24 protein-coding genes and 2 pseudogenes are annotated in these 25,404 nt (G+C 71.2%); 13 read left to right on the forward strand and 13 right to left on the reverse strand.

The features are described from left to right. The first annotated feature begins 56 nt into the window (after nucleotides 1–56). Complete coding sequence (locus tag Pflav_RS47375) at nucleotides 57–185, forward strand: hypothetical protein (protein ID WP_269474498.1); 129 nt, start codon at nucleotides 57–59, stop codon at nucleotides 183–185. Here the strand turns inward: Pflav_RS47375 and Pflav_RS13575 are convergent. The 7 genes and pseudogenes from Pflav_RS13575 to Pflav_RS13600 all read right to left on the reverse strand — a co-directional run bounded on the left by Pflav_RS13575 (nucleotide 167) and on the right by Pflav_RS13600 (nucleotide 4,203). Continuing rightward, nucleotides 167–585 (reverse strand): annotated as a pseudogene (locus Pflav_RS13575) (dihydrofolate reductase family protein). The gene Pflav_RS47375 and the pseudogene Pflav_RS13575 overlap by 19 nt on opposite strands. Nucleotides 586–679: 94 nt before the next feature. Next, a complete protein-coding gene (locus Pflav_RS13580; protein ID WP_173036494.1) occupies nucleotides 680–1,027 on the reverse strand; it encodes a PRC-barrel domain-containing protein in 348 nt (115 codons plus the stop codon). Further along, nucleotides 1,024–1,413 carry a hypothetical protein gene (locus Pflav_RS13585; RefSeq protein WP_173036495.1) on the reverse strand — a complete coding sequence of 130 codons (390 nt, stop codon included), beginning with the start codon at nucleotides 1,411–1,413 and terminating at the stop codon, nucleotides 1,024–1,026. Before Pflav_RS13585 ends, Pflav_RS13580 begins: the two co-directional genes overlap by 4 nt. 75 nt (nucleotides 1,414–1,488) lie before the next feature. Beyond that, complete coding sequence (locus Pflav_RS45415) at nucleotides 1,489–1,743, reverse strand: hypothetical protein (protein WP_232071353.1); 255 nt, start codon at nucleotides 1,741–1,743, stop codon at nucleotides 1,489–1,491. A gap of 270 nt (nucleotides 1,744–2,013) precedes the next feature. Continuing rightward, entirely contained in the window at nucleotides 2,014–2,715 is a 702-nt protein-coding gene (locus Pflav_RS45420) for an NRAMP family divalent metal transporter (RefSeq protein WP_232071356.1), read from the reverse strand. Further along, a complete protein-coding gene (locus Pflav_RS13595; RefSeq protein ID WP_173036496.1) occupies nucleotides 2,712–3,170 on the reverse strand; it encodes a hypothetical protein in 459 nt (152 codons plus the stop codon). The genes Pflav_RS45420 and Pflav_RS13595 overlap by 4 nt, the downstream gene beginning before the upstream one ends. A 76-nt stretch (nucleotides 3,171–3,246) precedes the next feature. Next, nucleotides 3,247–4,203, reverse strand: a complete 957-nt coding sequence (locus Pflav_RS13600) for an AraC family transcriptional regulator (RefSeq protein WP_173036497.1) — start codon at nucleotides 4,201–4,203, stop codon at nucleotides 3,247–3,249. A gap of 141 nt (nucleotides 4,204–4,344) precedes the next feature. Between Pflav_RS13600 and Pflav_RS13605 the strand changes: the two genes are divergently transcribed. The 9 genes from Pflav_RS13605 (at nucleotide 4,345) to Pflav_RS13645 (ending at nucleotide 14,844) form a co-directional block, all read left to right on the forward strand. Beyond that, on the forward strand, nucleotides 4,345–5,301 hold the full coding sequence (locus Pflav_RS13605; RefSeq protein WP_173036498.1) for an AraC-like ligand-binding domain-containing protein: 957 nt from the start codon (nucleotides 4,345–4,347) through the stop codon (nucleotides 5,299–5,301). 112 nt (nucleotides 5,302–5,413) lie between these two features. After that, nucleotides 5,414–8,164, forward strand: coding sequence for an ATP-binding protein (locus Pflav_RS13610; RefSeq protein ID WP_173036499.1), 2,751 nt, complete (start codon nucleotides 5,414–5,416; stop codon nucleotides 8,162–8,164). 76 nt (nucleotides 8,165–8,240) lie between these two features. Then, nucleotides 8,241–9,029, forward strand: a complete 789-nt coding sequence (locus tag Pflav_RS13615) for an MBL fold metallo-hydrolase (protein ID WP_173036500.1) — start codon at nucleotides 8,241–8,243, stop codon at nucleotides 9,027–9,029. A gap of 104 nt (nucleotides 9,030–9,133) precedes the next feature. Next, on the forward strand, nucleotides 9,134–9,952 hold the full coding sequence (locus Pflav_RS13620; protein ID WP_173036501.1) for an alpha/beta fold hydrolase: 819 nt from the start codon (nucleotides 9,134–9,136) through the stop codon (nucleotides 9,950–9,952). Nucleotides 9,953–9,966: 14 nt separating this feature from the next. Further along, a complete protein-coding gene (locus tag Pflav_RS13625) occupies nucleotides 9,967–10,794 on the forward strand; it encodes an alpha/beta fold hydrolase (RefSeq protein WP_173036502.1) in 828 nt (275 codons plus the stop codon). Continuing rightward, complete coding sequence (locus Pflav_RS13630) at nucleotides 10,791–11,585, forward strand: alpha/beta hydrolase (RefSeq protein ID WP_173036503.1); 795 nt, start codon at nucleotides 10,791–10,793, stop codon at nucleotides 11,583–11,585. The genes Pflav_RS13625 and Pflav_RS13630 overlap by 4 nt, the downstream gene beginning before the upstream one ends. 91 nt (nucleotides 11,586–11,676) lie before the next feature. Next, nucleotides 11,677–12,465, forward strand: coding sequence for an alpha/beta fold hydrolase (locus Pflav_RS13635; protein WP_232071358.1), 789 nt, complete (start codon nucleotides 11,677–11,679; stop codon nucleotides 12,463–12,465). Nucleotides 12,466–12,586: 121 nt separating this feature from the next. Further along, entirely contained in the window at nucleotides 12,587–13,834 is a 1,248-nt protein-coding gene (locus tag Pflav_RS13640; protein WP_173036504.1) for an HNH endonuclease signature motif containing protein, read from the forward strand. Nucleotides 13,835–14,007: 173 nt separating this feature from the next. After that, entirely contained in the window at nucleotides 14,008–14,844 is an 837-nt protein-coding gene (locus Pflav_RS13645) for a helix-turn-helix domain-containing protein (RefSeq protein ID WP_232071360.1), read from the forward strand. Here the strand turns inward: Pflav_RS13645 and Pflav_RS13650 are convergent, their stop codons facing one another. Beyond that, nucleotides 14,845–15,402, reverse strand: a complete 558-nt coding sequence (locus tag Pflav_RS13650; protein WP_173036505.1) for a helix-turn-helix domain-containing protein — start codon at nucleotides 15,400–15,402, stop codon at nucleotides 14,845–14,847. A 47-nt stretch (nucleotides 15,403–15,449) separates the two neighbouring features. Between Pflav_RS13650 and Pflav_RS13655 the strand changes: the two genes are divergently transcribed. Continuing rightward, the gene (locus Pflav_RS13655; protein WP_173036506.1) at nucleotides 15,450–16,238 is read left to right on the forward strand and encodes a class I SAM-dependent methyltransferase; all 789 of its coding nucleotides are present in this window, start codon (nucleotides 15,450–15,452) and stop codon (nucleotides 16,236–16,238) included. Between the two features lie 44 nt (nucleotides 16,239–16,282). Here the strand turns inward: Pflav_RS13655 and Pflav_RS13660 are convergent, their stop codons facing one another. Continuing rightward, nucleotides 16,283–16,702, reverse strand: a complete 420-nt coding sequence (locus Pflav_RS13660) for a hypothetical protein (protein WP_197938430.1) — start codon at nucleotides 16,700–16,702, stop codon at nucleotides 16,283–16,285. A gap of 335 nt (nucleotides 16,703–17,037) precedes the next feature. On the opposite strand from Pflav_RS13660, the gene Pflav_RS13665 reads away from it, so the two are divergent. Together Pflav_RS13665 and Pflav_RS13670 are read left to right on the forward strand one after the other, a co-directional pair. After that, nucleotides 17,038–19,338, forward strand: coding sequence for a ribonucleoside-diphosphate reductase subunit alpha (locus tag Pflav_RS13665; protein ID WP_173036507.1), 2,301 nt, complete (start codon nucleotides 17,038–17,040; stop codon nucleotides 19,336–19,338). Continuing rightward, entirely contained in the window at nucleotides 19,338–20,333 is a 996-nt protein-coding gene (locus tag Pflav_RS13670) for a ribonucleotide-diphosphate reductase subunit beta (RefSeq protein ID WP_173036508.1), read from the forward strand. Before Pflav_RS13665 ends, Pflav_RS13670 begins: the two co-directional genes overlap by 1 nt. A gap of 2 nt (nucleotides 20,334–20,335) precedes the next feature. Here Pflav_RS13670 and meaB read toward each other — a convergent pair whose 3' ends face one another. The 4 genes and pseudogenes from meaB to Pflav_RS13685 all read right to left on the reverse strand — a co-directional run bounded on the left by meaB (nucleotide 20,336) and on the right by Pflav_RS13685 (nucleotide 25,395). Beyond that, a complete protein-coding gene (gene meaB, locus Pflav_RS13675) occupies nucleotides 20,336–21,346 on the reverse strand; it encodes a methylmalonyl Co-A mutase-associated GTPase MeaB (RefSeq protein WP_173036509.1) in 1,011 nt (336 codons plus the stop codon). Further along, a pseudogene (gene scpA, locus Pflav_RS13680) lies at nucleotides 21,343–23,552 on the reverse strand (methylmalonyl-CoA mutase). Before scpA ends, meaB begins: the two are co-directional and overlap by 4 nt. Next, a complete protein-coding gene (locus tag Pflav_RS43550; RefSeq protein ID WP_197938432.1) occupies nucleotides 23,552–23,803 on the reverse strand; it encodes a hypothetical protein in 252 nt (83 codons plus the stop codon). Before Pflav_RS43550 ends, scpA begins: the two are co-directional and overlap by 1 nt. Continuing rightward, nucleotides 23,800–25,395: a methylmalonyl-CoA mutase subunit beta gene (locus Pflav_RS13685; RefSeq protein WP_197938434.1), complete on the reverse strand. Its 1,596-nt coding sequence runs from the start codon at nucleotides 25,393–25,395 to the stop codon at nucleotides 23,800–23,802. The genes Pflav_RS43550 and Pflav_RS13685 overlap by 4 nt, the downstream gene beginning before the upstream one ends. Nucleotides 25,396–25,404: the final 9 nt, after the last annotated feature.

Consider the following 25,404-nt stretch of genomic DNA (forward strand, 5'->3'; position numbering starts at 1 on the left):
GCGTAGGTATCGACTCCCATGACACTATCGCGGCCAGCGGTGCGTATCCTTCCCGCGTGGGGCTGCGGTTCGAGACGCGTGTGTCCGACTCGCCGTGGGTCGACACGGTGTGGACCGCCGTACGGCAGATCGAACGCGCACGCGGTGCGATCGCCCTGGGCCTGGATCAGCCGACGACGTCGTAGATCAGCTTCACGATGCCGTTCGGGTAGGCCGCGGACTCCCGGAGGCTCAGCACCTGCTTGTCCTTGTCCGCCTGGCTGAACAGGCTCTTCCCGCCGCCGAGCAGCACGGGGAAGACGAGCAGGTTGTACCGGTCGATCAGGCGCGCGTGGGCAGTTCCTTGTAGGCGGCGTGGTCGTCCGAGTCGCGCCAGACCGGCGCGAACAGCTCGTAGCTCCGCCGGCCGAACAGCAGCGCCGTCGTCTCCTCGAGCTCCTCGCCCTTGAGCGCGAAGGCCTCCGGCAGGAACTCGACGTCATTGACCACCCAGCCGCCGCCGCGGTGCTCCTCACCGGGCCCACCGCCGGGTGAGTCCAGAACGCCGTCGAGCGAGACGAACCCGGTGTAGACCAGTTCACGCATGTGCTGTACTCCTGCTAGTCAGGCGACGAGATCGCTGCCCATGTTAGGGAGCGGTCACCGCGGCCGTCTTGTACAGAAACGACAGCGGTCTGGGTCATGGCTGCCGCTCCGGTGGGTGGGACAGTTCCTCGCGCCGCCGGCCGATCTCGATCCGGCCGCCACTGATCCGGGTGATGTCGGACCAGCGGACGATCAGCGAGCGCCCGGTCAGGCGACGCAGCAGCGGCGTCAACGGCCACGGGCCGCGCAGGTCCTCCCGCCGGGCGTAGCCGAGACGGTGGGCGATGCCGATGGGGCCGCACTCCAGGGCGGTGAGGCGATACCGCACCTTCGCGCCGGGCCGGTCGCCTGGCCGGGCCTCGAATCGCAGATCGCGGACCGTGCCGACCGGCTGCCCGTCGATGGCGTACACGGTCGCGCCGAGCAGGTCGGTGGCCCTCACGAGCCCGCTCCCGGTATCCGGCGGATGATGTGGTCCCGCGTCCAGTCCCGGAGCCGGTCGGCGTCGAGCTTGTCCCGGGAGACCTTGAGCCGCAACTGTAGGCGGTCGACGAAGTCGACGTGCTCGACGGGAATCCGGTTCGGGTAGGCGTCGTTGTTCGGCCGCAACCGCCGCCCGATCGCGGCCCACCACTCGCCGAGCCGGCCGCCGATGCGGGGGCCCAGGGCGGTCGGCCCGCACAGGAGCGCGGAAAGGTACGGCTCGCCGCCGTCGCCCGGCTCGGTCAGCTCCAGATCGTCGACCCGGCCCACCGTCGAGCCGTCGACGTCGAAGATCTGCCGGTCGAGCAGCAGTTCGTCGGCGGTGAACTCGCTCGGCGCCCGCATCACCGGCCAGCCTTCGCGACGAAGATCAGCGCGCGCATCACCGGCCGGCCTTCGCGACGAAGATCGGCGCCCGCGTCACTGGCCGGCCTTCGTGACGAAGATCAGCGGTAGCGCGGCGACCGAGATGACCGTCATGGCGAGGAGGAACACCACCGCGAGGCCGTTGATCCAGCGTCGGTTGACCCACCGGCCCATGTAGTTGCGGTCGTTCGCCACGATCAGGACCGGGAAGTAGGTCAGCGGGACGGCGGCGGCGCCGAGCACGACGGAGACGATCGTGACGGTGATCGGATCGATGCCGCTCAGGATGAACGCCGTGGCGACGACCACCCCGCACAGGCAGACAAGGTGAAACCGGGGGCGTACAGGGGCGGCCGGTCCTTGCCCCACCCCACCCGAAGTACTGGGCGACGCTGTAGCCGACGGAGAGCGTGCACTCCACACCGGCGGCGAATACCGCGGCGGCGAAGCCGATCAGGGCGAGCACCAGGCCGACCGGCCCGAGTGCCTGGGCGACCGGCAGGGCCACCTGGCCGAGGTGGTTGACGTCGATCTGCGCCGGTTGCAGCACCACGAACGCGGCCGCCATGATCGCGAGGGTCAGCAGGCCGCCGAGGGGAAGCCGATCAGGGCGTTCAGCCGCATCTCGCGGACGTTCTTCGCGGTCCAGTGTTCCTCCCGGCCGCCGGTGGCGAAGAACACCACCTGGTAGGGGACGATGCAGGCGCCGACCAGCGATATCGCGTAGAAGAAGTACATCGGGTGCCCTTCCTTCGGGGGTACCCAGGGATGCGTGATGCCACCTCCGAGTGCGCGCCAGTCGGTGGGCAGGGCGAAGATGGCCACGACGAAAACGAGGAGGGTAAGCCCGAGCAGCCCGAACACGTTCTCGATCAGCGAGAACCGCCATCGCCACACAACAAGCCAGATCGACAGGCCGACGAACGGCACCCACACCAGGTAGTTCACTCCGGTCACAAGTTGGAGGACGAGCGCCAGCCCGCCGATCTCGGCCGCCAGGGTCAAAACGGCCAGCAGTACGAACGCGACGAGGTTGAGCAACGCCGTACGCACCCCGAGGCGTTCGCGGATGGCGTGGAAGACAGGTCGCCGGGCCACCGCCGCCACCCGGCCGGCCATCTCGCCGTACAGCGTCATGCCGATCGTCCCGACGATGATCGCCCAGGTCAGTGACATGCCGAACCGCGCCCCGGTGATTCCGCTGGTGACCAGGTTTCCGATGTCGACGAAGCCACCGATGGACGTCATGATGCCCAGGCTCAGCAGGAAGACTCGCCTCATCCGGCGGCCTGCTGGATCTCACTTACCTGTTGAGCCGGCCCTGCCAGACCGGCGAGCCCCGCCCGTAGGGCCTCGCGATCCTCGCGCCGGACCGCGATCCGCACGGCCCGCAGGGCGTCGACGGCGTCCTGGAAGGGTTGCCGCACCCGCTCGTACAGCGCGAGCGAGTCCGAGGTGGGCGGCTGGCGGGTGAAGAGGGCGGTCGTGGCGTCGTCCGCGTCCGACTCGGCCTGGCTCACGACCACGTTCGTCAGAGCGAGGATCGCCTTGTGGTCGAGTTGCAGCCGCCCGGCGAGATCGGTCGTGGCGATGGCGGAGGACAACTGCCCGGCCGTGTAGACCACCCTGTCGCGGTACCCGTGAGCGGTCAGGGTCGGACCGACGCACCCGCTGGTCACGACCAAGACCAGGGCGAGCACCGCCAGGGGGCCCGCGCGGCTACGGACCGTATCCACCACCACATCGGTACGCTACTGATCCAGGAGTCCGCCCGAAGTCGTTTCGCCCCGCCCCACCCCGCGCGGGCGAGGCCTAGCCGCGCTCGGCGCTCAGCTGCTGCCACTCTCTGGGGCTCACGCCGTAGGCGGCCCTGAACCGGCGGGCGAAGTGCCTCGCGTCCTTGAAGCCCCAGGTATGGGCGACCTTGCCGACGGATCCGGCGCTGGAGGGTATCCGGGCGAGCTCCGTGCGCGCGCCCTCGAGGCGTCCTCGCATGACCCACTCCGCCAGGTGCTCGCCGTGTTGGGCGAATGCCGCGTACACCGTGCGTTCCGAGACCGCGTGCGCCGCCGCGAGCCGTGCCGCGCTCAGATCGCGGTCGCGCTGGTGCTGCCGGATGAAGGCGGTCAGCCGCAGGAAGAGGGTCCCGTTGCCGGCTTCGGTGGTCCACTGGCCCTGCTGGGTGGCGGTGGAGGCGATCAACGCGCGGACCAGGTCCGTCGTGGCGGACCCGAGCATGGAAAGCGCGGGGCCGGGCGGCATCGCGTCGATGATCGCCGGCAGGTCCTGGAGGTGGCGTCGCGTCATCGCGTACAACGGGCTGGCCGGCAGCCGCGGGATGGCCGAGCGCACCGTATCCACGCTGAGCCCGAGCTGCGCGTAGTCGATGACGACGGCCTGGAGCACGGACGGTGCGGCGACGAGGAAGTCGTACGGCGAGGTCAGGTCGACGAGCTGGAGGTCGCCGATGCGATCCCCGCCCGGCAGGTCACGGTGCTTGAGGCGCACCGAGCCGGCGCGCGGCAGTCCCAGCGATATCCGCTCGGGGTTGTCCGAACGAAGGTGCTTGCCGGTCCTTGTCAACCGATGCCCGCCCGACACATGCTGGAGAAGGTCGGCACCGGGGCCGAGGTCCCACCGGCTGATGCGCGACCGGGCGCCGGGCGACGCCGACACGCTGGCGGGCGCCAAGGCGGTGGAGAGCGCCGCGCAGACCGCGTCGGCCCGCTCACCCCACGGCAGCTCGGTGGTGTCGAGGAGAACGGCCATGTCGCGCCTCCATCCATGCCGCCTTGAGCCTAGGGCAGGGCGGGAAGCCTGCACACTGGGACCCATATCCGCACGCTCAGACCCGCGGGAGCGCGCCCGCGGGAATTAGATTCCGGGCACCGGACCTTCAAGGGGGTCGCCGTGCTGGTTCTCGACACGCATTCACTGCCCGAGGGCGAGCGGGCCGAGGCATTCCAGGCCACGGTCAGCGCCAACTGTTCCATCAGCATGGCCTCGTTCGAGGACGCCGGCACGATCCAGGCGCGGATGACCGTCTCCGACTTCGGTCCGGCGAAGGTGTTCAACATCGACGCGTCGGGCACGACGCTGCGGCGTACGCCCCGCATAGCCAGGGCGGTGACCGAGTCGTCGATCGTGCTGGCCCTTCCGATGCGCACGGACAACCACATGACGTGGGCGCGCGAAGAGCGCTTGTTCGGGCCGCGCGACCTCATCCTGGTCGACCTCTCGCAGCCGTACGTGTACGGCTGGACGGGCAACGGCGCCTCCTACGCCCTCCACGTCGACGTGGACCACCTGGGCCTGCCCCGGGACATGATCCACGCCGCCGCCCGGGAGCTGCGGGGCAGCCCGCTCTACGACCTCGTACGCGACCACGTCGCGCGAGTGACGGCGCAGGCGGAGACGCTGGCCGGCAGTCCGGGAGCGGCTGAGCTGGGCGCCGCCTCGGCCGAGCTGATGCGTGCCCTGGTCGTCTCAGCGGCGAGCGACGGCCGCCGGCTGCGCGAGGCCATGGAGTCCTCGCTACAAGCGCGGGTCCAGGCCTACGTCCGCAACAACCTGCGGGATCCGAGCCTGACCCCGGCGAGCATCGCCGCGGCGAACGCCATCTCCGTGCGGGCGCTCTACAAGATGTACGAGGCGATGGGCCAGAGTCTGGAACAGTCGATCATCGAGCAGCGCCTCCAGGGTGCCCGTACCGACCTCACCGCCTCCCGCCAGCGCTACAGCTCCATCGCCGCGGTCGCCCGCGCCTGGGGCTTCTCCAACCCGAGCTTCTTCTCCAGCAGGTTCCGCACGGCCTTCGGCGTCACGCCCCGGCAGCTGGTGGCGATGCGGTCGGTCACAGCCGACTGAGACCGGCGTCGCGGTGCACGCAGGCGGCAGAACTGTGCGCCCGCAGCACACTTCCGCCCCCGTAGCGGTGCGACAGTGCTCGCCGTACGGGCCGTGAAGGAGGGTCGGTGTGATGGTGCGGGTGGATGGCCAGCCGCCGGTGATGCACGGCCGTGACCGCGAGCTCGCCGTGGTGGCGGATCTCCTGAGCGATGCCCGCGCCGCCCGGGGCGCCGCGCTTGTCGTACGCGGGCATGCCGGGATGGGCAAGACGATGCTGCTCTCCGCGACCCGGCGCATCGCCGCCGACGCCGGCATGATGGTGCTCCAGACGAACGGCGCCGAAGCCGAGGCGGCGCTCCCGTTCGCCGGGCTGCACCAGCTCCTGGTCCCGCTGCTGGGCGACCTGCCGGCCCTGACGCCACGGCTGCAACGCACGCTGCGCGGCGCCTTCGGCGAGGAGGACGCCCGCCCGGACCTGTTCTCCGTCGGCCTCGCGGTGCTGGAGCTGCTCGGCGACCGCGCCGCGCGTACGCCGCTGCTCATCCTGGCCGAGGACGCGCACTGGCTGGACCCGGAGACCTTGGACGTGCTGGTCTTCGTGGCCCGGCGGCTGACGGTGGAGCCGATCGCGGCGGTGATGGCGGTCCGGGCCCAGCACACCGGCGTCCTGGCCCGCACCGGCCTGAGCCAGCTGTACCTCGGCGAGCTCGACGACGAGTCCGCGCTGCGCGTGCTCGGCGACCACGCGCCCGAGCTGCCCCCGGTCCTGCGCGGACGGATCCTGGCGGAGGCGGCCGGAAACCCACTCGCACTCGTGGAACTCCCCCGCCTTGTCACAGCCGACGCCGGCACCGGCCTGCCGGAGCTGCTGCCGCTCAACGAGCGCCTGGAGACGGCGTTCACCGACCGGTTCGCGCAGCTGCCGGCCGCGACCCGGGCGGTCATGGCGGTGTTCTCCGCCGACGCCGGCTGCCCACTGCCGGCGCTGCTGTCCGTCGCGGGCGCGCTGACCGGCACCGAGGTCACCGCCGCCGCCATCCAGCCGGCCATCGACGCCGGACTGCTACAGGTCCAGGCACAGCGGCTGCGCTTCCGCCACCCGCTCGTGCGTTCCGGGGTGTACCGCTCGGTCGGCGACATCGCCCGGCTCACCATCCACTCCGCGCTCGCCGGCGCCCTCCCCGGCGACCCGGACCGGCAGGCCTGGCACCGCAGCGCGGCGACCCTCGGCGCCGACGAGACAGTCAGCGGCGAGCTGGAGGCGACGGCCGGACGAGCCCTGGAGCGCGGCGCCCTCGGGGCCGCCGTCACCGGCCTCGACCGCGCGGCGGAGCTCACCGGTGACCCGGCCCGGCGCTCGTCGCTGTTGCTGCGCGCCGCCGACCTGGCCGCGCAGCTGCACGACCGGCGCATCGCCGCGCAACTGATCGCGAAGACCGACCCCGAGCAGGGCGACGCCGCCGGCCGTGGGCGGCTCGCGCTGGTCCGCGACATCGTGGAGCCCGGCGACGTACGCGACACCGCCCGGATCGAGATGCTCTGCGACCTCGCGCTGGATGCCCACGTGGCGGGCGCTACCGATCTGGCCGCGGCGCTGTGCTGGCGGGCCGCGTCACGCTGCTGGTGGGCCTGCCTGCCGCCGGAGATCGGGGCCCAGGTCACCACCGTCCTCGGCAAGCTCGACCTCGCCGACGACGACCCCCGGACACTCGCGATCGGGGCGTACGCCCAACCGGACGTGTTCGGCCCGGATGTCCTGCGGCAGCTCCCCACGCTGATCCCGGACCGCACCGACATCGACGGCATGCGGTACCTGGGCGAGGCGGCCCTGATTCTCGGCGACTTCGTCACCGGCTCGTCGTTCATGGCCACCGTGGCCGCCGGGTACCGCGCCCAGGGACGCGGGGCGCTGCTGGCGCGCACCCTCTCGTCCGCCGGCTTCGTCCGGCTCTGGCTCGGCTACTGGCCGGCGGTGCGGGCGGACACGGAGGAGGCCGAGGCGCTCGCGGAGGAGACCGGCGAGCACTTCTGGGTCGTCGCCGCCCGGGCCAGCCGGGCGCTGCACGAGGCGATGAGCGGCAACAGCGACGCGGCGATCCGGCTCGCCGACGCGGTGCTCGCCAGCCCGCTGGTAGCCGGCGTGCGGTTCGCCGCCGAGGCCGCCCAGCACGCCCGTGGTGTCGCGGCGAACGCCGCCGGACGCCACGACGAGGCCCTCGACACCCTGCTGCGCGTCTTCGACCCGGCGGACCCGACCCACCACCTCGACATGTCCGGGTGGGCGCTGCCCGACCTGGCGGACGCGGCGGTCCGCTCGGGCCGGCAGCGGGACATCGAGGAGATCGTCAGCCGGGCCCGGGAGCGGGCCGCGCGCTTCCCCTCGCCGATGTTGCACCGCTCGCTCGCCTACACGACCGCCGTTTTAGCCGCCGACGAGGACGCCGGTACAGCGTTCGAGCACGCCTTCGCCATGGACCTCACCGACTGGCCGGTGCATCGAGCCCGGTTGCACCTGGCGTACGGCACATGGCTGCGCCGGCGCAAGCACATCCTCGACTCCCGGGGGCCGCTGCGCATGGCCCGGGACGGCTTCGACGCGCTCGGCGCGCACGCCTGGGGCCAGCTCGCCCGGGAAGAGCTACGCGCCGCCGGTGAGGACAGCGCCGGCCGGACCGTGACCTCGGGTGACCGGCTGACCGCCCAGGAACTCCAGACGGCGATACTGGCGGCGGCCGGACTCAGCAACCGCGAGATCGGCCAGCGGCTGTTCCTGTCACACCGTACGGTCAGCTCGCATCTCTACCGCATCTATCCGAAATTGGGTATCAGCGGTCGTGCCCAGCTCCGTACGGCGCTCGACGCACTGCGGCAACGGCAGTAAACCTACGGATGCGCTCCAGGAGCGGGGCCGCACATCCTGACCTACGCCCCGCCCCGCGTACCTGAGGACAAGCCCTGTGAAGGACGTACGAGTAACGCACATCGGCGGCCCCACCACGCTCATCGAGGTGGCCGGCTGGCGGATTCTCACCGATCCGACCTTTGACCCGCCTGGCCACCGCTACGCGTTCGGCTGGGGAACCAGCTCACGCAAGCTGAGCGGCCCCGCGCTCGCCGCCGCCGACGTCGAACCCGTCGACGCGGTCCTGCTCAGCCACGAACACCACGCCGACAACCTGGACGGCGCCGGCAGGAAGCTCCTCGCCAGGGCACCGGTGGTCGTCACCACCCGGGCGGGAGCGCGTCGCCTCGACGGCCGGGCACGCGGGCTCCGCCCGTGGGCGACGACCGAGCTCACCGCACCCGGCAAGCCCAGCATCACGGTCACCGCGACCCCGTGCCGGCACGGTCCGCCGCTGAGCCGGCCGGTCGCCGGACCGGTCATCGGCTTCGCGCTCCGCTGGGAGACGCAGGAGCACGGCGTCTTCTGGATCACCGGTGACACGGTGCTCTTCCGGGGCGTCCGGGAGGTGCCCGAGCGCATGACGGTCGACACCGTACTGCTGCACCTGGGCGCCGTGCGGTTTCCGCTAACCGGGCGGCTGCACTACAGCCTGACCGCGGCGGAAGCCGTCGAGCTGTGCCGGCTCGTACAGCCGCGCACCATCATCCCGGTGCACTACGAAGGCTGGTCGCACTTCACCCAGGGGCGCGACGCGGTGGCCGAGGCATTCGCGGCGACGCCGGACAACCTCGGTCAACGCCTGCACTGGCTCCCCCTGCCCAGCCAGGGTACTGCCGGCTGACGCACGCGGCGGGGACAGTCAAAGTACGGATTCGACGGCGGCCCACCTCCGGCAGATTGGTCGGCGCGTACAGCACCTCGAACCACTCCAACGGAAGGTCCACCATGGCCACCACGCGCCGTACCATCATCGCCGGTTCTGCCGCTGTCGCGGCCGGAGCGCTCGCCGGGCTGCCGGCGGCGACGTCCGCGGCAGCCACCCCGGCCCGCTCGCACAGCCCGATCAAGCCCACCGTCGTGCTCGTGCACGGCGCGTTCGCCGACGCCTCCGGCTGGAACGACGTCGCCCGCATCCTGCAGTGCGACGGCTACCGCGTCATCGCCCCCGCCAACCCGCTGCGCAGCGTCTCCGCCGACTCCGGGTACCTCGCCAGCATCCTCGCCACCTTGGACGGCCCGCTTGTCCTCGTCGGCCACTCGTACGGCGGGATGGTCATCACCAACGCCGCGCTGAACAACGCCAAGGTCAAGGCGCTCGTGTACGTCGCCGCGTTCGCCCCCGACCAGGGCGAGACGCTGCAGGGCCTCCAGCTCATGTACCCGGGCACGAAGCTCGACCAGAACGCGCTGGACCTGCGCCAGTACCCCACGCCGGACGGCGGCAGCTACGACGGCTACGTGAAGGCCGACCGCTTCCGCGAGGTCTTCGCCGGCGACCTGCCCAGGGGCACCACGGATCTCATGGCGGCCACCCAGCGTCCCGGCGACGTGCACACGCTCGGCGAGCCGTCGGGCGTGCCGGCGTGGAAGACCATCCCGTCCTGGTACCTCGTCGCCCGCAACGACAACCTCATCCCGGCCGCCGCCCAGCGGTTCATGGCCCGCCGGGCCGGCGCGCGCACCACCGAGGTGAACGCCTCGCACGTGGCGATGATCTCCCAGCCGCGCGTCACCGCGGACGTCATCAAGTCCGCCGCGCGCTGAGAGGACCAACCGTCATGTACGTCACCAGCAACGGCGCCGAGATCTTCTACAAGGACTGGGGTACCGGCCGGCCCGTGGTGCTGTCCCACGGTTGGCCGCTGAACTCGGACAGCTGGGAGGCGCAGCAGCTGTTCCTCGCCGAGAACGGCTACCGGGCCATCGCGCACGACCGGCGCGGACACGGTCGCTCCACGCAGACGTGGGACGGCAACGAGATGGACACCTACGCCGACGACCTGGCGGCCGTGATCGAGGCGCTGGACCTGCGCGACGCCACGCTGGTCGGCTTCTCCACCGGTGGCGGTGAAGTGGCCCGCTACCTGGGCCGGCACGGCACTTCCCGGATCGCGCAGGTGGTCCTCGTCTCGGCGGTACCGCCGTTCATGCTCCAGACCCCGGACAACCCGGATGGCGTACCGGTGGAGGTCTTCGACTCGATCCGGGCCGGATCGCTCGCGGACCGTTCGCAGACCTACCGCGACCTCGCCGACGGGCCGTTCTTCGGCAACAACCGCCCCGGGGCGAACGTCTCGCAGGGCATCCGGGACGCGTTCTGGCTCCAGAGCATGGCCGCCGGGCACCGCAACGCCTACGAGTGCATCGCCGCGTTCTCCGCCACCGACTTCCGCGGTGACCTGGACGCCATCGACGTGCCCACCCTTGTCATCCACGGCGACGACGACCAGGTCGTCCCGTACGCGGTGGGTGGCCAGGCCTCCGCCGCCCGCGTCAAGGGCGCCCGGCTGGTCACGTACCCGGATGCCCCGCACGGGATCACCGACACGCACCGGGAGCAGCTCGGCCAGGACCTGCTCGCCTTCCTGAAGGAGTACGACGCATGAGCACGATCGTCCTGATCCACGGACTGTGGGTCACCCCGCGCAGCTGGGAGCAGTGGGTCCCGTACTACGAGGCGAAGGGCCACACCGTGCTGACCCCGGCGTACCCCGGCTTCGAGGTCGAGGTCGAGGCGCTGCGCGCGGACCCCAGCCCGATCGCGACCGTCACCGTCCCGGAGACCGTCGCCCACCTGGAGAAGATCATCACCGCGCTGCCCGAAAAGCCCATCCTCATGGGCCACTCCTTCGGCGGCACGCTCACTCAGCTCCTGCTCGACCGGGGACACGGCGCCGCCGGCGTGGTCATCGACTCCGCGCCGCCGGAGGGCATCCACGTCACCCCGCCGTCGCAGATCAGGTCGCTGTTCCCGATCCTGAACAACCCGGCCAAGCGACACCAGGCCGTCGGGTTTACCCACGAGCAGTGGCACTACGCCTTCACGAACACACTGTCCGAAGAGGACTCGCGGGCGGCGTACGACCGGTACGCGATCCCGGCGCCGGGCAGCTGGGTCTGGGCCTACGGGCTGCTGGCCAACTTCACCCCCGGCAAGCAGGAGACGTGGGTCAACTTCCACAACGAAGACCGGGCACCGCTGCTGTTCGTCGCCGGCGGCGCCGACCACATCATGCCGCCGTCGGTAAACAAGTCGAACGCCCACCACTACAAGGGCAAAACCACCATCACCGAGTACCGCGAGCTGCCCGGCCGCTCGCACTGGACCTGCGCCGAGCCCGGCTGGGAGCAGGTCGCGGACACCGCCCTCGACTGGGCGCTCGCAAACGCCCGGTGAAGCCGGTGCCGCCCAGCGCCCACGGGGCGCTGGGCGGCCTCGCGACATTTGTCCAAGACTGATGGCCGGCAGGCCGTGCATCATCGCCTGCATGAGGGAGTCGATGCATGTGGTCCGCGACGGGTCGCGGGAGGCGCCGGTGCTGTTGCTCATCCACGGCTCGGGGTTCTCCAGCGGCACATGGAAGCCGGTGGTACCGGCGCTCGCCGAGCATCACCACGTCGTCCGGGTCGACCTGCCGGGCTGTGGCCAGTCCCCGCCCGCGCCGTCGTACGACGTACCCGCGCAGGCCAGACGCGTGGCGGCGATGCTCGACGACCTCGGCCTCCGGCCCGCCGCGGTGGTCGGGCACTCCAGCGGCGGCTACGTCGCCACCGCGCTCGCCGAGCAGTGCCCCGACCTGGTGCGGTCGCTCGTGCTGATCAGCACCGGCCCGAGTCCCGACGCGTTCCTTCCGCAGCCGTTCATCCTTCGGGTCCTGCTGGCCCCGCCGCTCGGCCCGCTGATCTGGTCGAGGCGTTCGGACGCGATGATCCGCAAGGGGATAAGCGCGACGTGTGCCCGCCCGGTGGACATCCCGGACGACGTGGTCGCCGAGCTACGGCCCACCACCTACCGCACGCTCAGGTCGGTGCTGCGCCAGAACACCGCGTACATCACCGAGCAGAGCGTGCCCGCGCGCCTCGCCGCCCTCAAGGTCCCCCTACTCGCGATCTTCGGCGCGGCCGACCCTCGCTGGGAGCCGTCGTCGGTGCACCAGTACGAGGCGGTGCCGAACGCGCGCGTGGAGCTGCTGCCCGGCGTCGGGCACATACCCGCCTTCGAAGCCCCCGAGGCGACCAGTGAACTGCTGCTGGACTTCACGGCAGCGGGTCGCTGACCCGCCGCCCCGTCACCCCTCATGCACCGCTATCGTGGCTTTCTCTGGAAGCAAATTCGAATAATCCCTAGATCGACGAATATGACTGGTGGTCTTGGCGGCAGCACGAGACAATTATTAGGTGGACGAGGACACGTTAGCCCAGCTCGCCGCCCTTGCGGCCAAATGTGCTGACGCCTCGGTCTGGCCCCTTTCCGACGATGCGCTCGTTGATTGTCTGGACACCATTCACCAGATCACACAAACGCTCACTGCCGCGCAATCGCATTTGATTCGAGAAATCGATGGGCGGGGTTTGCCGGTCGCGCGGCACGCGTCGAGCACGCCGGTGTGGTTGCGGGAGCATCTGCGGGTCAGTGTGCATGCGGCGAAGCGGATGGTCGAGCTGGCCCGTGCTGTGGATGAGCGGCCGGCTCTCGACGCCGCTTTGGTCGCCGGTGTGGTGAATGCCGAGCAGGCGGCTGTGGTGGCCGCTGCGATCCGGGACCTGCCTGTCGATCCCGGTTTGGTCGACCGGGCTGAGGCGGTGCTGATCGGTCAGGCGCAGCAGTTCGAGCCGGCCATCCTGCGCAAGGCCGGCGAGCGGGTCCTCGCGCACGTGGCACCCGAGCTCGCCGACGCCCGCGATGCCGCAGCGTTGCGGCGGCAGGAAGCTCGGGCGTGGCAGACGCGGGCGTTCCAGCTGACCCGGCTCGGTGATGGACGCGTGCGGGTGACCGGTTGGTTGGACGAGGTCGGCGCCGCCACCGTCAACGCCGCCCTGGACCCGCTGTGCGCCCCGCACCGTGACGGCGACGAGCCGCGCACACCCGCGCAGCGGCGAGCTGACGCGTTGGTCGCCGTGTGTGACCTGGCCACCCGCACCGAGCAGTTGCCGGACAGTGGTGGGCAGCGGCCGCACGTCGTCGTTACCGTCCCCTTCGCCGCGCTGCGCGAGCAGGTCGAGGCCGGCACGCTGGACACCGGCGGCCGGATCAGCCCCGCCCAGGTCCGTCAGCTGGCCTGCGACGCGCAGATCATCCCCGCCGTGCTCGGCGGCGACGGCCAGGTCCTGGACCTGGGACGGACCCGCCGGCTCATCACCGGGCCGCTGCGACGAGCGCTGGAGCTACGCGACCGAGGATGCGCATTTCCGGGCTGTGACCGGCCGCCCCGCTGGTGTCACGGCCACCACATCCGCGCCTGGACCGAGTCCGGACCAACCTCCCTGGACAACAGCGTCCTACTCTGCGGCTACCACCACCGCATCATCCACAGCGGACAGTGGACCGTCCGGCTCGCGGCCGATGGGCTACCGGAGTTCATCCCGCCCAGCCACGTTGACCCGCACCGAGAGCCTCGCCGCAACCGCTACCACCACCGAACGTGACACCCACGCGTCCAACCGACCCTGCGGCGGCAATTTGTGCCTGGGCCGCGCGGAGCGGCACCGCCATCCGGGTGAGCGTGTCGACCTCGGACATTGACCGCGACGGACACCGCGGGTAGCTCGCATCTCCGTCGTGGAATAGAGCCCCCGAAAGCTCTATATAGACTTGTGGCGTGCTGTCGACCGGTGCACGACGCGGCTGGGCGTGGTCGGACGTGGACATCGCGGTCCCCCGGCCGTCGGGTCGGCTGCCGGGGATCAGAATGGCTGGGTTCAGCCAACGTGTCCCCGCATTCGTCGACATCACCATGGTCGCGCACCCGTCCGTCACCCTGCTCGTCGATCTGAGCGAGGCGGCGGGCCTCGCCTACGACACCCAGGCCCGGCACCAGCGCGGCAGCGCCGTCGTCGGGCTCCTGCCCGGCGATCTCCGGGTGACCGGACGCGGGATCGGCGACTGCCTCCAGATCCGGCTGGAGCCGGCCGCGGCGGCAGCGGTGCTCGGCGCCTCGGCCGAGCTGAGCGGGACGACGGTAGCGCTCGAAGACGTCTGGGGCCGTGACGCCGACCGAGCCGAGGACAGGCTGCGCGCCGCCACCTCATGGCGCGAGCGGTTCACGATCGTCGAGGAGATCCTCGGCCGGCGCTTGGCGGCCCGGCCACCGGTCGACCCGGAGGTCGGGTACACCTGGCGGCGGACGCTCGCCAGCCGAGGGCGGGTGCGGGTCGAATGCCTGGCGGACGAGGTGGGCTGGAGCCGCAAGCGCCTGTGGTCCCGCTTCCGCTCGCAGCTCGGCATCACACCCAAACGCGCCGCCCGACTGGTGCGCTTCGACAACGCCGCCCACCTGCTCGCCGCCGGCCGCACCCCCGCCGACGTCGCCACCCGGAGCGGCTACGTCGACCAGTCCCACCTCCACCGCGAGGTCAAGGCGTTCACCGGGCGCACGCCCACGGATCTCGCCGTCGCGCCATGGCTCGCCATCGACCACGTCGCGTGGCCGGACTGATCAGCGCTCCGGGTCGAGGTGGCTGCGCTCGCCCTCGTGGTCGAGGATGCAGAGGACCTCGGCCGGCCCGCCGTGCGCGCCGAACGCGTGCGGGACCATCGTGGAAAACTCGGCCGCCTCGTTCGTACCGACCAGGATCGTGCGCTCGCCGAGGCGCAGCTCGATCGTGCCGGACAGCACGGTAAACCAGTCGCGCCCCGGATGTACCCGCAGGTCTTTTGGCACCTCGCGGGTGACCCGCAGCTTGGCGACGGTCTGGTTGCTGTCGCGGGACAGCAGCCAGGTGGTGATGCCGCGTGCGTCGTCGCAGTGCGGGCGGATGACCACGTCGTCGTCGGCGTCGGACTCGACGAGCTGGTCCAGCGTCGTGCCCAGCACCCGGGCGATCGTGACCATCTGGTCCAGGGCGACGCGGCGGTGGCCGGTCTCGATCCGGCTGAGCGTGGAAGGGCTGATCAGGCAGCGGCGGGCCAGCTCGTCCAGCGACAAGCCGCGGGCCACCCGCAGCCCGCGGATCCGCTGCCGGACCAGGGCCTCGAGGTCACCGTCTTGCTTCATACGCAAGATACTATGCCAGGCGGGCAAAGCATGACTACCGTTGCCGCATGGCACACGACCACATGATCGAGCTGCTCGACCTTGACGCCGAGGTCCTGCACGAGTACTTCCGCGACGTGATCGGCTGGGTCGCCCGCGAGGCCGCCGACCACCCCCGCGTCGTCGACCTGGGGGCCGGCAGCGGTACCGGCTCCCTCGCGCTCGCCAGGGAGCTGCCCGGCTCCACGGTCACCGCGGTGGACATCACCCCGGAGATGCTGGCCCATCTGCGCAGTCGGGCCGATGCCGCTGGGCTGGGCGACCGGATCCGTACCGTCGAGGCCGACCTGGACCAGCCCTGGCCCGACTTCGGTCCGGTCGACGTGATCTGGGCCGCCTTCTCGATGCACCACATGGCCGATCCCGCGAAAGCGCTCGCCTCGGCGTTCGGCGCGCTGCGGCCGGGCGGGCTGCTGGTGATCGCCGAGCTGGATTCGTTCCCGCGCTTCCTGGCCGGTACTCCGGACGAGGCCGTGGAGCTGCGCGGTCACGCCGAATCGGCGAAGCGCCGGCACGAGGCGGGCCTGCACATGCACGAAAACTGGGGTGACCGGATGAGGCACACCGGCTTCACGCCGGTGACCGAGCGCCGCTTCGACATCGACCTGCGGCCGCCACTGCCGGCGGCGGCCACGAGGTACGCCGCGGTCTCCCTGAGCCGGATGCGCCACGGGCTGGAGGACCGGCTGCCGCCGTCCGACCTCGCCGCCCTGGACAAGATCGTGGCAGGACTGGCCGGCCGCGACGACCTCAGCGTCTGCACCGAACGGACCGTCTGGCTGGCCGTTCGCGGATGAGCAGTCCGGGTCGCCACACGTGGGCGACCCGGACCCATTCACTGCTACTTCAGCGCGTACGCCCGGATGATGGTCTGCTCGACCTTGTTGCCGGCGCTGTCCACAGCGGACGCCTTCAGTGATACATAGCCGGCGCCGTGCGGATGCTGGAGCAACGCGACCCGCTCCAGCCCTGAGCCGGCGACCGGCACCGCGCGCCAGGTCGCACCGTCGTCGTACGAGGCCTCGACCCGCAGATCGCGCAACGCCCCGAACTCGGCGCCCGCCTGGCGCTGCACATAGACGGGTATGGCGAAGGGCCGCCCCGCCGGTGCCCGGTTTTGGACACGTTGAACAGCCGCCGGTCCCACCGTGCCCGAGGCCACGAGCGGCGCCGCGTCGCTCGGGACCACGTACAGGTCACCACGGTCTCGATGGCGCATGAACCGGACGTGGTCGCGGCCCTTGCCACGCCGCTCGGTCACCACCTCAGCTCGCCCGCCGTCCACCCGCACCAGCAGCCGATCAACGGCGTCATCAGAGCGATCTGGTTCGGCGGTACAGCACCGCCGCGATCTGGTTCCGTGGTACAGCACCGCCGCGACACGCCGACACACCATGTGGTGTTGGAGTTTCCATCGGACTCCCATATATGGTGTCGACCTGCCAGAGCGCCGCGTACCGACCCGGTGCGCGGCGGTCGAAGGCCGCGTGGGACGGCCGACGCCACCAGCCGGTCCGGGCGGCTCGCCGCGCGGTGACCGGTGGCGTCTCCCCGCGCGTCCGCCGGCCTCTGGATGTGGCTGCGAGGAGGGGGAACATGCAGGTCCGGAAGCGTAACGGCGACACCGAGCCGGTGGACGTCAACAAGATCGTCAGAGCGGTGGAGCGGTGGGTCGCCGACCTGGACGAGGTGGATCCGCTGCGGGTGGCGACCAGGACGATCAGCGGGCTGTACGACGGGGCCACCACCGCGGAGCTGGACCGGCTTTCGATCCAGACCGCCGCCGAGCTGATCGGTGAGGAGCCACAGTACTCACGGCTGGCGGCCCGGCTGCTGGCGTCCTACGTGGACAAAGAAGTGCGCGGCCAGGGGGTGGCGAGCTTCAGCCAGTGCGTCCGGTACGCGCACGGCCTCGGCCTGATCGGTGACGATGTCGCGGCCTTCGTGGCCCGCAACGCGCGCAAGCTCGACGACGCCGTCGACCCCGCCGGTGACCTGCGGTTCGAGTACTTCGGGCTGCGCACGGTGGCGGATCGCTACCTGCTGCGCCACCCGGAGATCCGGCTGGTGGTGGAGACGCCGCAGTACTGGCTGCTGCGGGTCGCGTGCGGGCTGTCCCGTACGCCTGCCGAGGCGATCGGCTTCTACCGGCTGATGTCGAGCCTGGCATACCTGCCGAGCTCACCGACGCTGTTCAACTCCGGTACCCGGCACACGCAGATGTCGTCGTGCTTCCTGGTCGACTCGCCCCGCGACGAGCTGGACTCGATCTACGAGCGCTACCACCAGGTGGCGCGCCTGTCGAAGTTTTCCGGCGGCATCGGCATCTCCTGGACCCGGGTGCGCGGCCGGGGTGCGCTGATCCGCGGTACCAACGGTAAGTCGAACGGGATCGTGCCGTTCCTCAAGACGCTCGACGCCGGGGTCGCGGCGGTCAACCAGGGCGGCCGGCGCAAGGGCGCGGCCTGCGTCTACCTCGAGCCGTGGCACCCGGACATCGAGGAGTTCCTCGAGCTGCGGGACAACACCGGCGAGGAGTCGCGGCGGACGCACAACCTCAACCTGGCCAACTGGATCCCGGACGAGTTCATGCGGCGTGTGGAGGCCGACGGCGACTGGTCGCTCGTCGACCCGTCGGACGCGCCTGACCTGCCGGACCTGTGGGGCGAGGACTTCGACGAGGCGTACCGCGTCGCGGAGAAGAAAGCCGTCAAGACGGTCAAGGCCCGGGACCTGTACGGGCGGATGATGCGCACGCTCGCCCAGACCGGCAACGGGTGGATAACGTTCAAGGACGCCTCGAACCGGCTCTCCAACCAGACCGGTGCACCGGGCAACACGATCCACCTGTCGAACCTGTGCACCGAGATCCTCGAAGTCAACAGCGACGCCGAGACCGCGGTGTGCAACCTCGGCTCGATCAACCTCGGCGCGCATCTAACCGCGGACGGCATCGATTGGGACAAGCTGCGCCAGACGGTCGCGACCGCGGTGGTGTTCCTGGACCGGGTCATCGACCTGAACTACTACCCGAGCGCGCAGGCGGCGGCCTCGAACCCGCGGTGGCGGCCGGTCGGCCTCGGGCTGATGGGCTTGCAGGACGCGTTCTTCGCGCTGCGGCTGCCGTTCGACTCCGTGCCGGCGCGGGAGCTGTCGACCCGCGTACAGGAGGAGATCCTGCTGACCGCGCTGGAGACCTCCGCCGGCCTCGCCGAGGAGCACGGGGCGCATCCGGCGTACGGCGAGACCCGAGCCGCGGGTGGCGAGCTGCACCCGGACCTGTGGGGCGTGGAGCCGACCCAGCGGGACCGGTGGGCCGCCGTCCGGGAGCGGATCGCCGCAAACGGCCTGCGCAACTCCCTGCTCGTGGCGGTCGCACCGACCGCGACGATCGCGTCGATCGCCGGCTGCTACGAGTGCATCGAGCCGCAGGTGTCCAACCTGTTCAAGCGCGAGACGATGTCGGGCGAGTTCCTTCAGATCAACACCTATCTGGTACGGGAGCTGAAGGCGCGCGGACTGTGGACCGCGCCGATCCGGGAGCAGATCAAGCGGGCCGAGGGCTCGGTGCAGGGCATCGCCGACCTGCCCGGCGACGTACGCGAGCTGTTCCGGACCGCGTGGGAGCTGCCGCAGCGGGCACTGATCGACCTCGCCGCCGCGCGGGCGCCCTATGTGGACCAGTCCCAGTCGCTCAACCTGTTCATGAGTGCCCCGACGATCGGCAAGCTCTCCTCGATGTACCTGCATGCCTGGAAGTCCGGGCTGAAGACCACCTATTACCTGCGGTCGCGGCCCGCGACGCGGATCCAGCAGGCCACCGTCGCGGTGGTCGCCCCCACGGACGCCGTGGCCTGCTCCCTTGAGAACCCCGAATCCTGCGAGGCGTGCCAGTGATGTTGCTTGACCCAGGCATGGACCTGACCCTGCGGCCGATGCGCTATCCGCGGTTCTTCGAGCGGTTCAAGGACGCGATCAAGAACACCTGGACGGTCGAGGAGGTCGACCTGCACTCCGACCTCGCCGACCTGGCAAGGCTCTCACCGGCCGAGCAGCACCTGGTCAGCCGGCTTGTCGCGTTCTTCGCCACCGGCGACACCATCGTGGCGAACAACCTGGTGCTGAACCTGTACCAGCACGTGAACTCCCCCGAGGGGCGCCTTTACCTGTCGCGGCAGCTGTTCGAGGAGGCCGTGCACGTCCAGTTCTATTTGAACCTGCTGGACACCTACGTGCCCGACGAGCGGCAGCGGTTCGACGCGTTCGCCGCGGTGGAGAACATCCCGTCGATCGCACGCAAGGCCGAGTTCTGCTTCAAGTGGATCGACTCGGTCTTCGAGCTGCGGGAGCTGAAGACCCGGGAGGACCGGCGGGCGTTCCTGCTCAACCTGATCTGCTTTGCCGCCTGCATCGAGGGCCTGTTCTTCTACGGCGCCTTCGCATACGTGTACTTCCTGCGCTCCCGCGGCCTGCTGCACGGCCTCGCCTCGGGCACGAACTGGGTGTTCCGCGACGAGTCGATGCACATGGCGTTCGCGTTCGACGTGGTGGAGACCGTGCGCCGCGAGGAGCCGGACCTCTTCGACGAGCGGATGCGCCGCGAGGTCATTGACATGCTGGCCGAGGCCGTCGAGTGCGAGGTCCAGTTCGCCGAAGACCTACTCGGGCAGGGTGTGTCCGGCATGTCCCTGGCCGACATGCGCGAGTACCTCCAGCACGTCGCCGACCGGCGGCTGGCCATGCTCGGCATCCAGCCGATCTACGAGAGCAAGAACCCGTTCGCGTTCATGGAGTTGCAGGACGTGCAGGAGCTGTCCAACTTCTTCGAGCGGCGGGTCTCGGCGTACCAGGTGGGTGTGACCGGCACGGTCAGCTTCGACGACGACTTCTGACGTCAGCGCGGGTCCTGGCCGAGTCCCTCGGTGAAGGCGGCCAGGATCCGGTCGGCGGCCACCGCCGGTGTGAGGCTGCCGTCCAGCACCTCGCGCTCGATCCGCGGGCTCAATGCCGAGACCGCGGGATCGGTACGCAGGCGGTCGAGCAGGTTCCGGCGCACCGTGGCCCAGATCCAGTCGATCTGCTGGCTTCGGCGGCGCCGGTCCAGCTCGCCCGAGGCGGCGAGCGTGTCCTGGTGGCGGACCAGGTGCTGCCATACGTCGTCCAGGCCGGTGCCGTCCAGCGCGCTACAGGTGACGACCGGTGGCTGCCAGGCGCCGTCGGACCCGCGCAGCAGCCGGAGGGCTCCGCCCAGCTCGCGTGCGGCCCGGCGGGCGTCCGCGGCGTGCGGGCCGTCGGCCTTGTTCACGGCGATCACGTCGGCGATTTCGAGCACGCCCTTCTTGATGCCCTGTAGCTGGTCGCCGGTGCGGGCGAGGGCGAGCAGCAGGAAGGTGTCGACCATGTCGGCGACCGTGGTCTCCGACTGCCCGACGCCGACCGTCTCCACGATCACGACGTCGTAGCCGGCGGCTTCGACGACCACGATGGCCTCGCGGGTGGCGTTCGCGACTCCGCCGAGCGTGCCGGCGGTCGGGGACGGGCGGACGAACGCCTGTGGATCGACGGCCAGCCGTGACATCCGGGTCTTGTCGCCGAGGATGCTGCCGCCGGTACGGGTGGAGGACGGGTCGACGGCCAGGACCGCCACCCGGTGACCGGCGGCGGTGAGCTGGCTGCCGAGCGCGTCGACGAAGGTGGACTTGCCGACACCCGGTACCCCCGTGACGCCGATCCGCCGGGTGCCGGTCGGGGCCGGACCGAGGGCGACAAGCAGGCGCTGGGCCAGCGCACGGTGGTCGGGCCTCGTCGACTCGACAAGCGTGATCGCGCGCCCGATCCAGGCCCGCGAACCCGATCGCACTCCGGCGGCGTACTCCTCGACGTCGACAGCGCGACCGACGGTCATGTGGCCGGGTGGCCGAGCCGGTCAGACAGCTGGGCCAGCAGGTCGAGCGCCGCGTCCGCGATCACGGTACCGGGCGGGAAGATGGCGGCGGCACCAGCGGCCTTCAGGGCCTCGAAGTCGCCGGGCGGTATCACTCCCCCGACGATGACCATGATGTCGTCGCGGCCGAGGGCGGCGAGCTCGTCCCGTAGGGCCGGCACGAGCGTCAGGTGCCCGGCGGCGAGGCTGGAGACGCCGACGATGTGCACGTCGGCCTCGACGGCCTGCCGAGCCACCTCGCCCGGAGTCTGGAAGAGCGGCCCGACGTCGACGTCGAAGCCGAGGTCGGCGAAGGCTGTCGCGATGACCTTCTGACCTCGGTCGTGCCCGTCCTGCCCCATCTTGGCGACGAGGATGCGCGGCTGGCGCCCTTCGGCGGCGGCGAAAGCGGCGGCGGCCGCACGCACCTTGTCGATGTTGGTACTCGGGCCGGCCTCGTCGCGGTACACACCGGTGAGCGTACGGATGCGGGCCGCGTGCCGGCCGTACACCTTCTCCAGCGCGTCGGAGATCTCGCCGACGGTCGCCTTCGCCCGCGCGGCGTCGATGGCCGTGGCGAGCAGGTTCTGCTCCAGGCCCGGCCCGCGCGAACCGTCCAGCGCCGCGCCGGCGGCCCGGGTGAGCGCGTCCAGCGCGGCGGCGCAGGCCGGCTCGTCACGTTCGGCGCGGAGGCGGCGCAGCTTCTCCACCTGCTGGGCCCGGACCGCGCCGTTGTCCACCTTCAGCACGTCGATCGGCTGGTCGGCGTCGGGACGGTACTTGTTGACGCCGATCACCGGCTGCCGGCCGGAGTCGATCCGGGCCTGGGTACGGGCGGCGGCCTCCTCGACGCGGAGCTTGGGGATGCCCTCGTCGATCGCGCGGGCCATCCCGCCGGCGGCCTCGACCTCGGTGATGTGCTCCCACGCCCGCGTCGCCAGATCGTGGGTGAGCCGCTCGACGTATGCGCTGCCGCCCCAGGGGTCGATCGCCCGGGTGGTACCCGACTCCTGCTGGAGCACGAGCTGCGTGTTTCGGGCGATCCGGGCGGAGAAGTCGGTGGGCAGGGCGAGGGCCTCGTCCAGCGCGTTCGTGTGCAGCGACTGGGTGTGCCCCTGGGTGGCGGCCATCGCCTCGACGCAGGTGCGTACCACGTTGTTGAAGACGTCCTGCGCGGTCAGCGACCAGCCGGAGGTCTGGCAGTGCGCCCGCAGGCTCAGCGACTTCGGGTTCGTCGCCCCGAACTCGCGGACCAGCCGGGCCCAGAGCAGCCGGGCCGCGCGCAGCTTGGCGACCTCCATGAAGAAGTTCATGCCGATCGCCCAGAAGAACGACAGCCGGGGCGCGAACGAGTCGATGGAAAGACCGGCGTCGCGGCCGGCGCGCAGGTACTCCACACCGTCCGCGAGCGTGTAGGCGAGCTCCAGGTCGGCGGTCGCCCCCGCTTCCTGGATGTGGTAGCCGGAGATGGAGATCGAGTTGAAGCGCGGCATCTTCTGCGAGGTGTACGCGAAGATGTCGGAGATGATCCGCATCGACGGCTGCGGCGGGTAGATGTACGTGTTGCGGACCATGAACTCTTTGAGGATGTCGTTCTGGATGGTCCCGGACAGCTGCTCCGGTGCCACCCCTGCTCCTCGGCGGCCACGATGTAGAGCGCCAGCACGGGCAGCACCGCGCCGTTCATGGTCATCGACACGCTCATCCGGTCCAGCGGGATGCCGTCGAAGAGCTGCCGCATGTCGTAGATGGAGTCGATGGCCACGCCGGCCATGCCCACGTCGCCGGCCACCCGCGGGTGGTCCGAGTCGTACCCCCGGTGTGTGGGCAGGTCGAACGCGATCGACAGCCCCTTCTGCCCGCCGGCGAGGTTGCGCCGGTAGAACGCGTTCGACTCCTCGGCCGTCGAGAACCCGGCGTACTGGCGGATGGTCCACGGCTGCGTGGTGTACATCGTCGGGTACGGCCCGCGCAGGAACGGCGCGATGCCCGGAAGGGTGTCCAGGAACTCGAGGTCCGCGAGATCGCCGCCCGTGTACAGCGGCGGGACCGTGATCCCCTCCGGCGTCTGCCAGGCGAACTCGTCGGCGTCCTTGCCGGTCTCGGCCTGGACCGCGGCGTTCCACCGGGAGATGTCGGTGACGGCGGTCGCCTCGCCGAGCACCGCCGACGAGAAGTCCGGGATCATCACGGCACCTCCAAGTCGCGCAACGTCGTCTCCAGCACCTCGACCGCGTCGCACCCGCTGTACAGATAGCTGTCCACACCGTCGTACCCACCCGGCCGCCCGGCCAGCCAGATCCGGCGCGCACCGGCGGCGGCCAGCGCGGCGGCGGCCGGCGCCGCGCCATCCGCGTACACCCGGTCGGACGAGCACAGGCAGGCGACCGGCGCGCCGCTGGCGGCGAACGCCTCGGCGGTATCAGCGGCGCCGGTCACGGTGGCGATGCCGCCGGCGGCGAAAAGGTTCGCGGCGAACGTGGCCCGCGCCGTGTACGCCGCGGCCGGTCCCAGCGTCCCCAGGAACACCGTGGGCCGGCTGCCGGTCGCGGCGGTGTACGCGTCGCTGCGGTCCCGCAGCCGCTCGAACGCCTCCGCGTAGTGGTGCCGCGGCAGGCCACGCGGCGCAGCGGCGGCCACCTCGGCAGGCGCTCGGGCAGGCGCTCGTCCAGGTGGGGGAACTCGCTGACGCCCGTGATCGGGTCACGCCGGTGGGCGACCCCCTCGGCCCGCCGCTCCCAGGTCTGCGCGAGCCGGTCTGCGACAAGCCCGCCGGCGAGCGCCGTGGCCATCCCGCCGGCCCGCTCGATCTCGGTGAACCAGTCCCAGGCCGCCTGGGCGGTGTCCTCGGTGAGCCGCTCGACGTACCAGGAGCCACCGGCCGGGTCGACGACCCGGCCCACGTGTGCCTCCTCCAGCAGCAGCGCCTGGGTGTTGCGGGCGATCCGCCGGGAGAAGCCGTCGGGCAGGCCCAGCCGCTCGTCGAACGGCCGTACCGTCACCGCGTCCGCGCCGCCGACGCCCGCCGCGAAACACGCGAGGGTGCCGCGCAGCATGTTGACCCACGGGTCGCGGGCGGTCATCATCGCCGCCGAGGTGACCGCGTGCTGCCGCTGCGCCCCGGCGTCCGGGACACCGCACAGCTCGGCGACTCTGGACCAGACCCGGCGGGCCGCGCGCAGCTTCGCGATCGTGCCGAACTGGTCGGCCGTGGCCGCGTACCGGAATTCCAGCTGGCCGAACGCGGTCGCGACGTCTATCCCCGCGTCGGTCAACGCCCGCAGGTAGGCCACTCCCGCCGCCACGGCGCAGCCAAGCTCCTGCGCGTCGCCGCCGCCCGCCTCGTGGTAGACGGTCGCATCCACCGTGACCGCCCGCAGCCGTGGATATCCCGCCGCGCACCGGCGAGCCAGCGCCGCGATCGCGGGCAGCTCCACCGGCGGCCGGTCACCGGTCCGCGCGGACCAGCCCAGCGGGTCCAGGCCCAGGTTTCCGGAGATCTCGGGGGCCGCGACGCCGCTACCCTCCGTCAGGGCAAACCAGGCATCCGCGGCCGCCAACGCGCCGCCGCCGGCGTCCAGCACCACCCCGACCAGGTCGAGGTAGACCCCGTCGAGCGCCTCCGGCAGCGCCTCGACGGCGAGCGCGCCCTCGCCGAGCGCCAGCCACAGGGAGGTGGCGCCGTTTTCCAGGTCGGCGCGGATCGCCTCGTTCGTGAGCTTCGGATCGGGGTCGGCGTGCCACTGCCGTACGTCCCAGCCCGCCACCACCGAGCCGGACGCCCGCCCACCTCTCGTGAACGGGAACAGGCCCGGCAGGCCGGTCTCGGGCACAGCCTCGGCGCGGGTGTGCAGCGGCGCCGACCGTACGCCGTCGTAGCTCGTCGTCGTCAGCAGCTCGTCGACCGCGTCCAGGGTCGCGTGCTCGCCCGCCGCGCCGGTCTTCTGGAGCACCCCCAGCGCCGCCCGCCGCCACTGCTCGGCCGTCGCGGCTGGAAAGTCCACGGCACGCGGAAACCCGATGGACGACATGGACGCATC

Origin of the sequence: Phytohabitans flavus, from assembly GCF_011764545.1 — a bacterium.
GTDB classification, from domain to species: domain Bacteria; phylum Actinomycetota; class Actinomycetes; order Mycobacteriales; family Micromonosporaceae; genus Phytohabitans; species Phytohabitans flavus.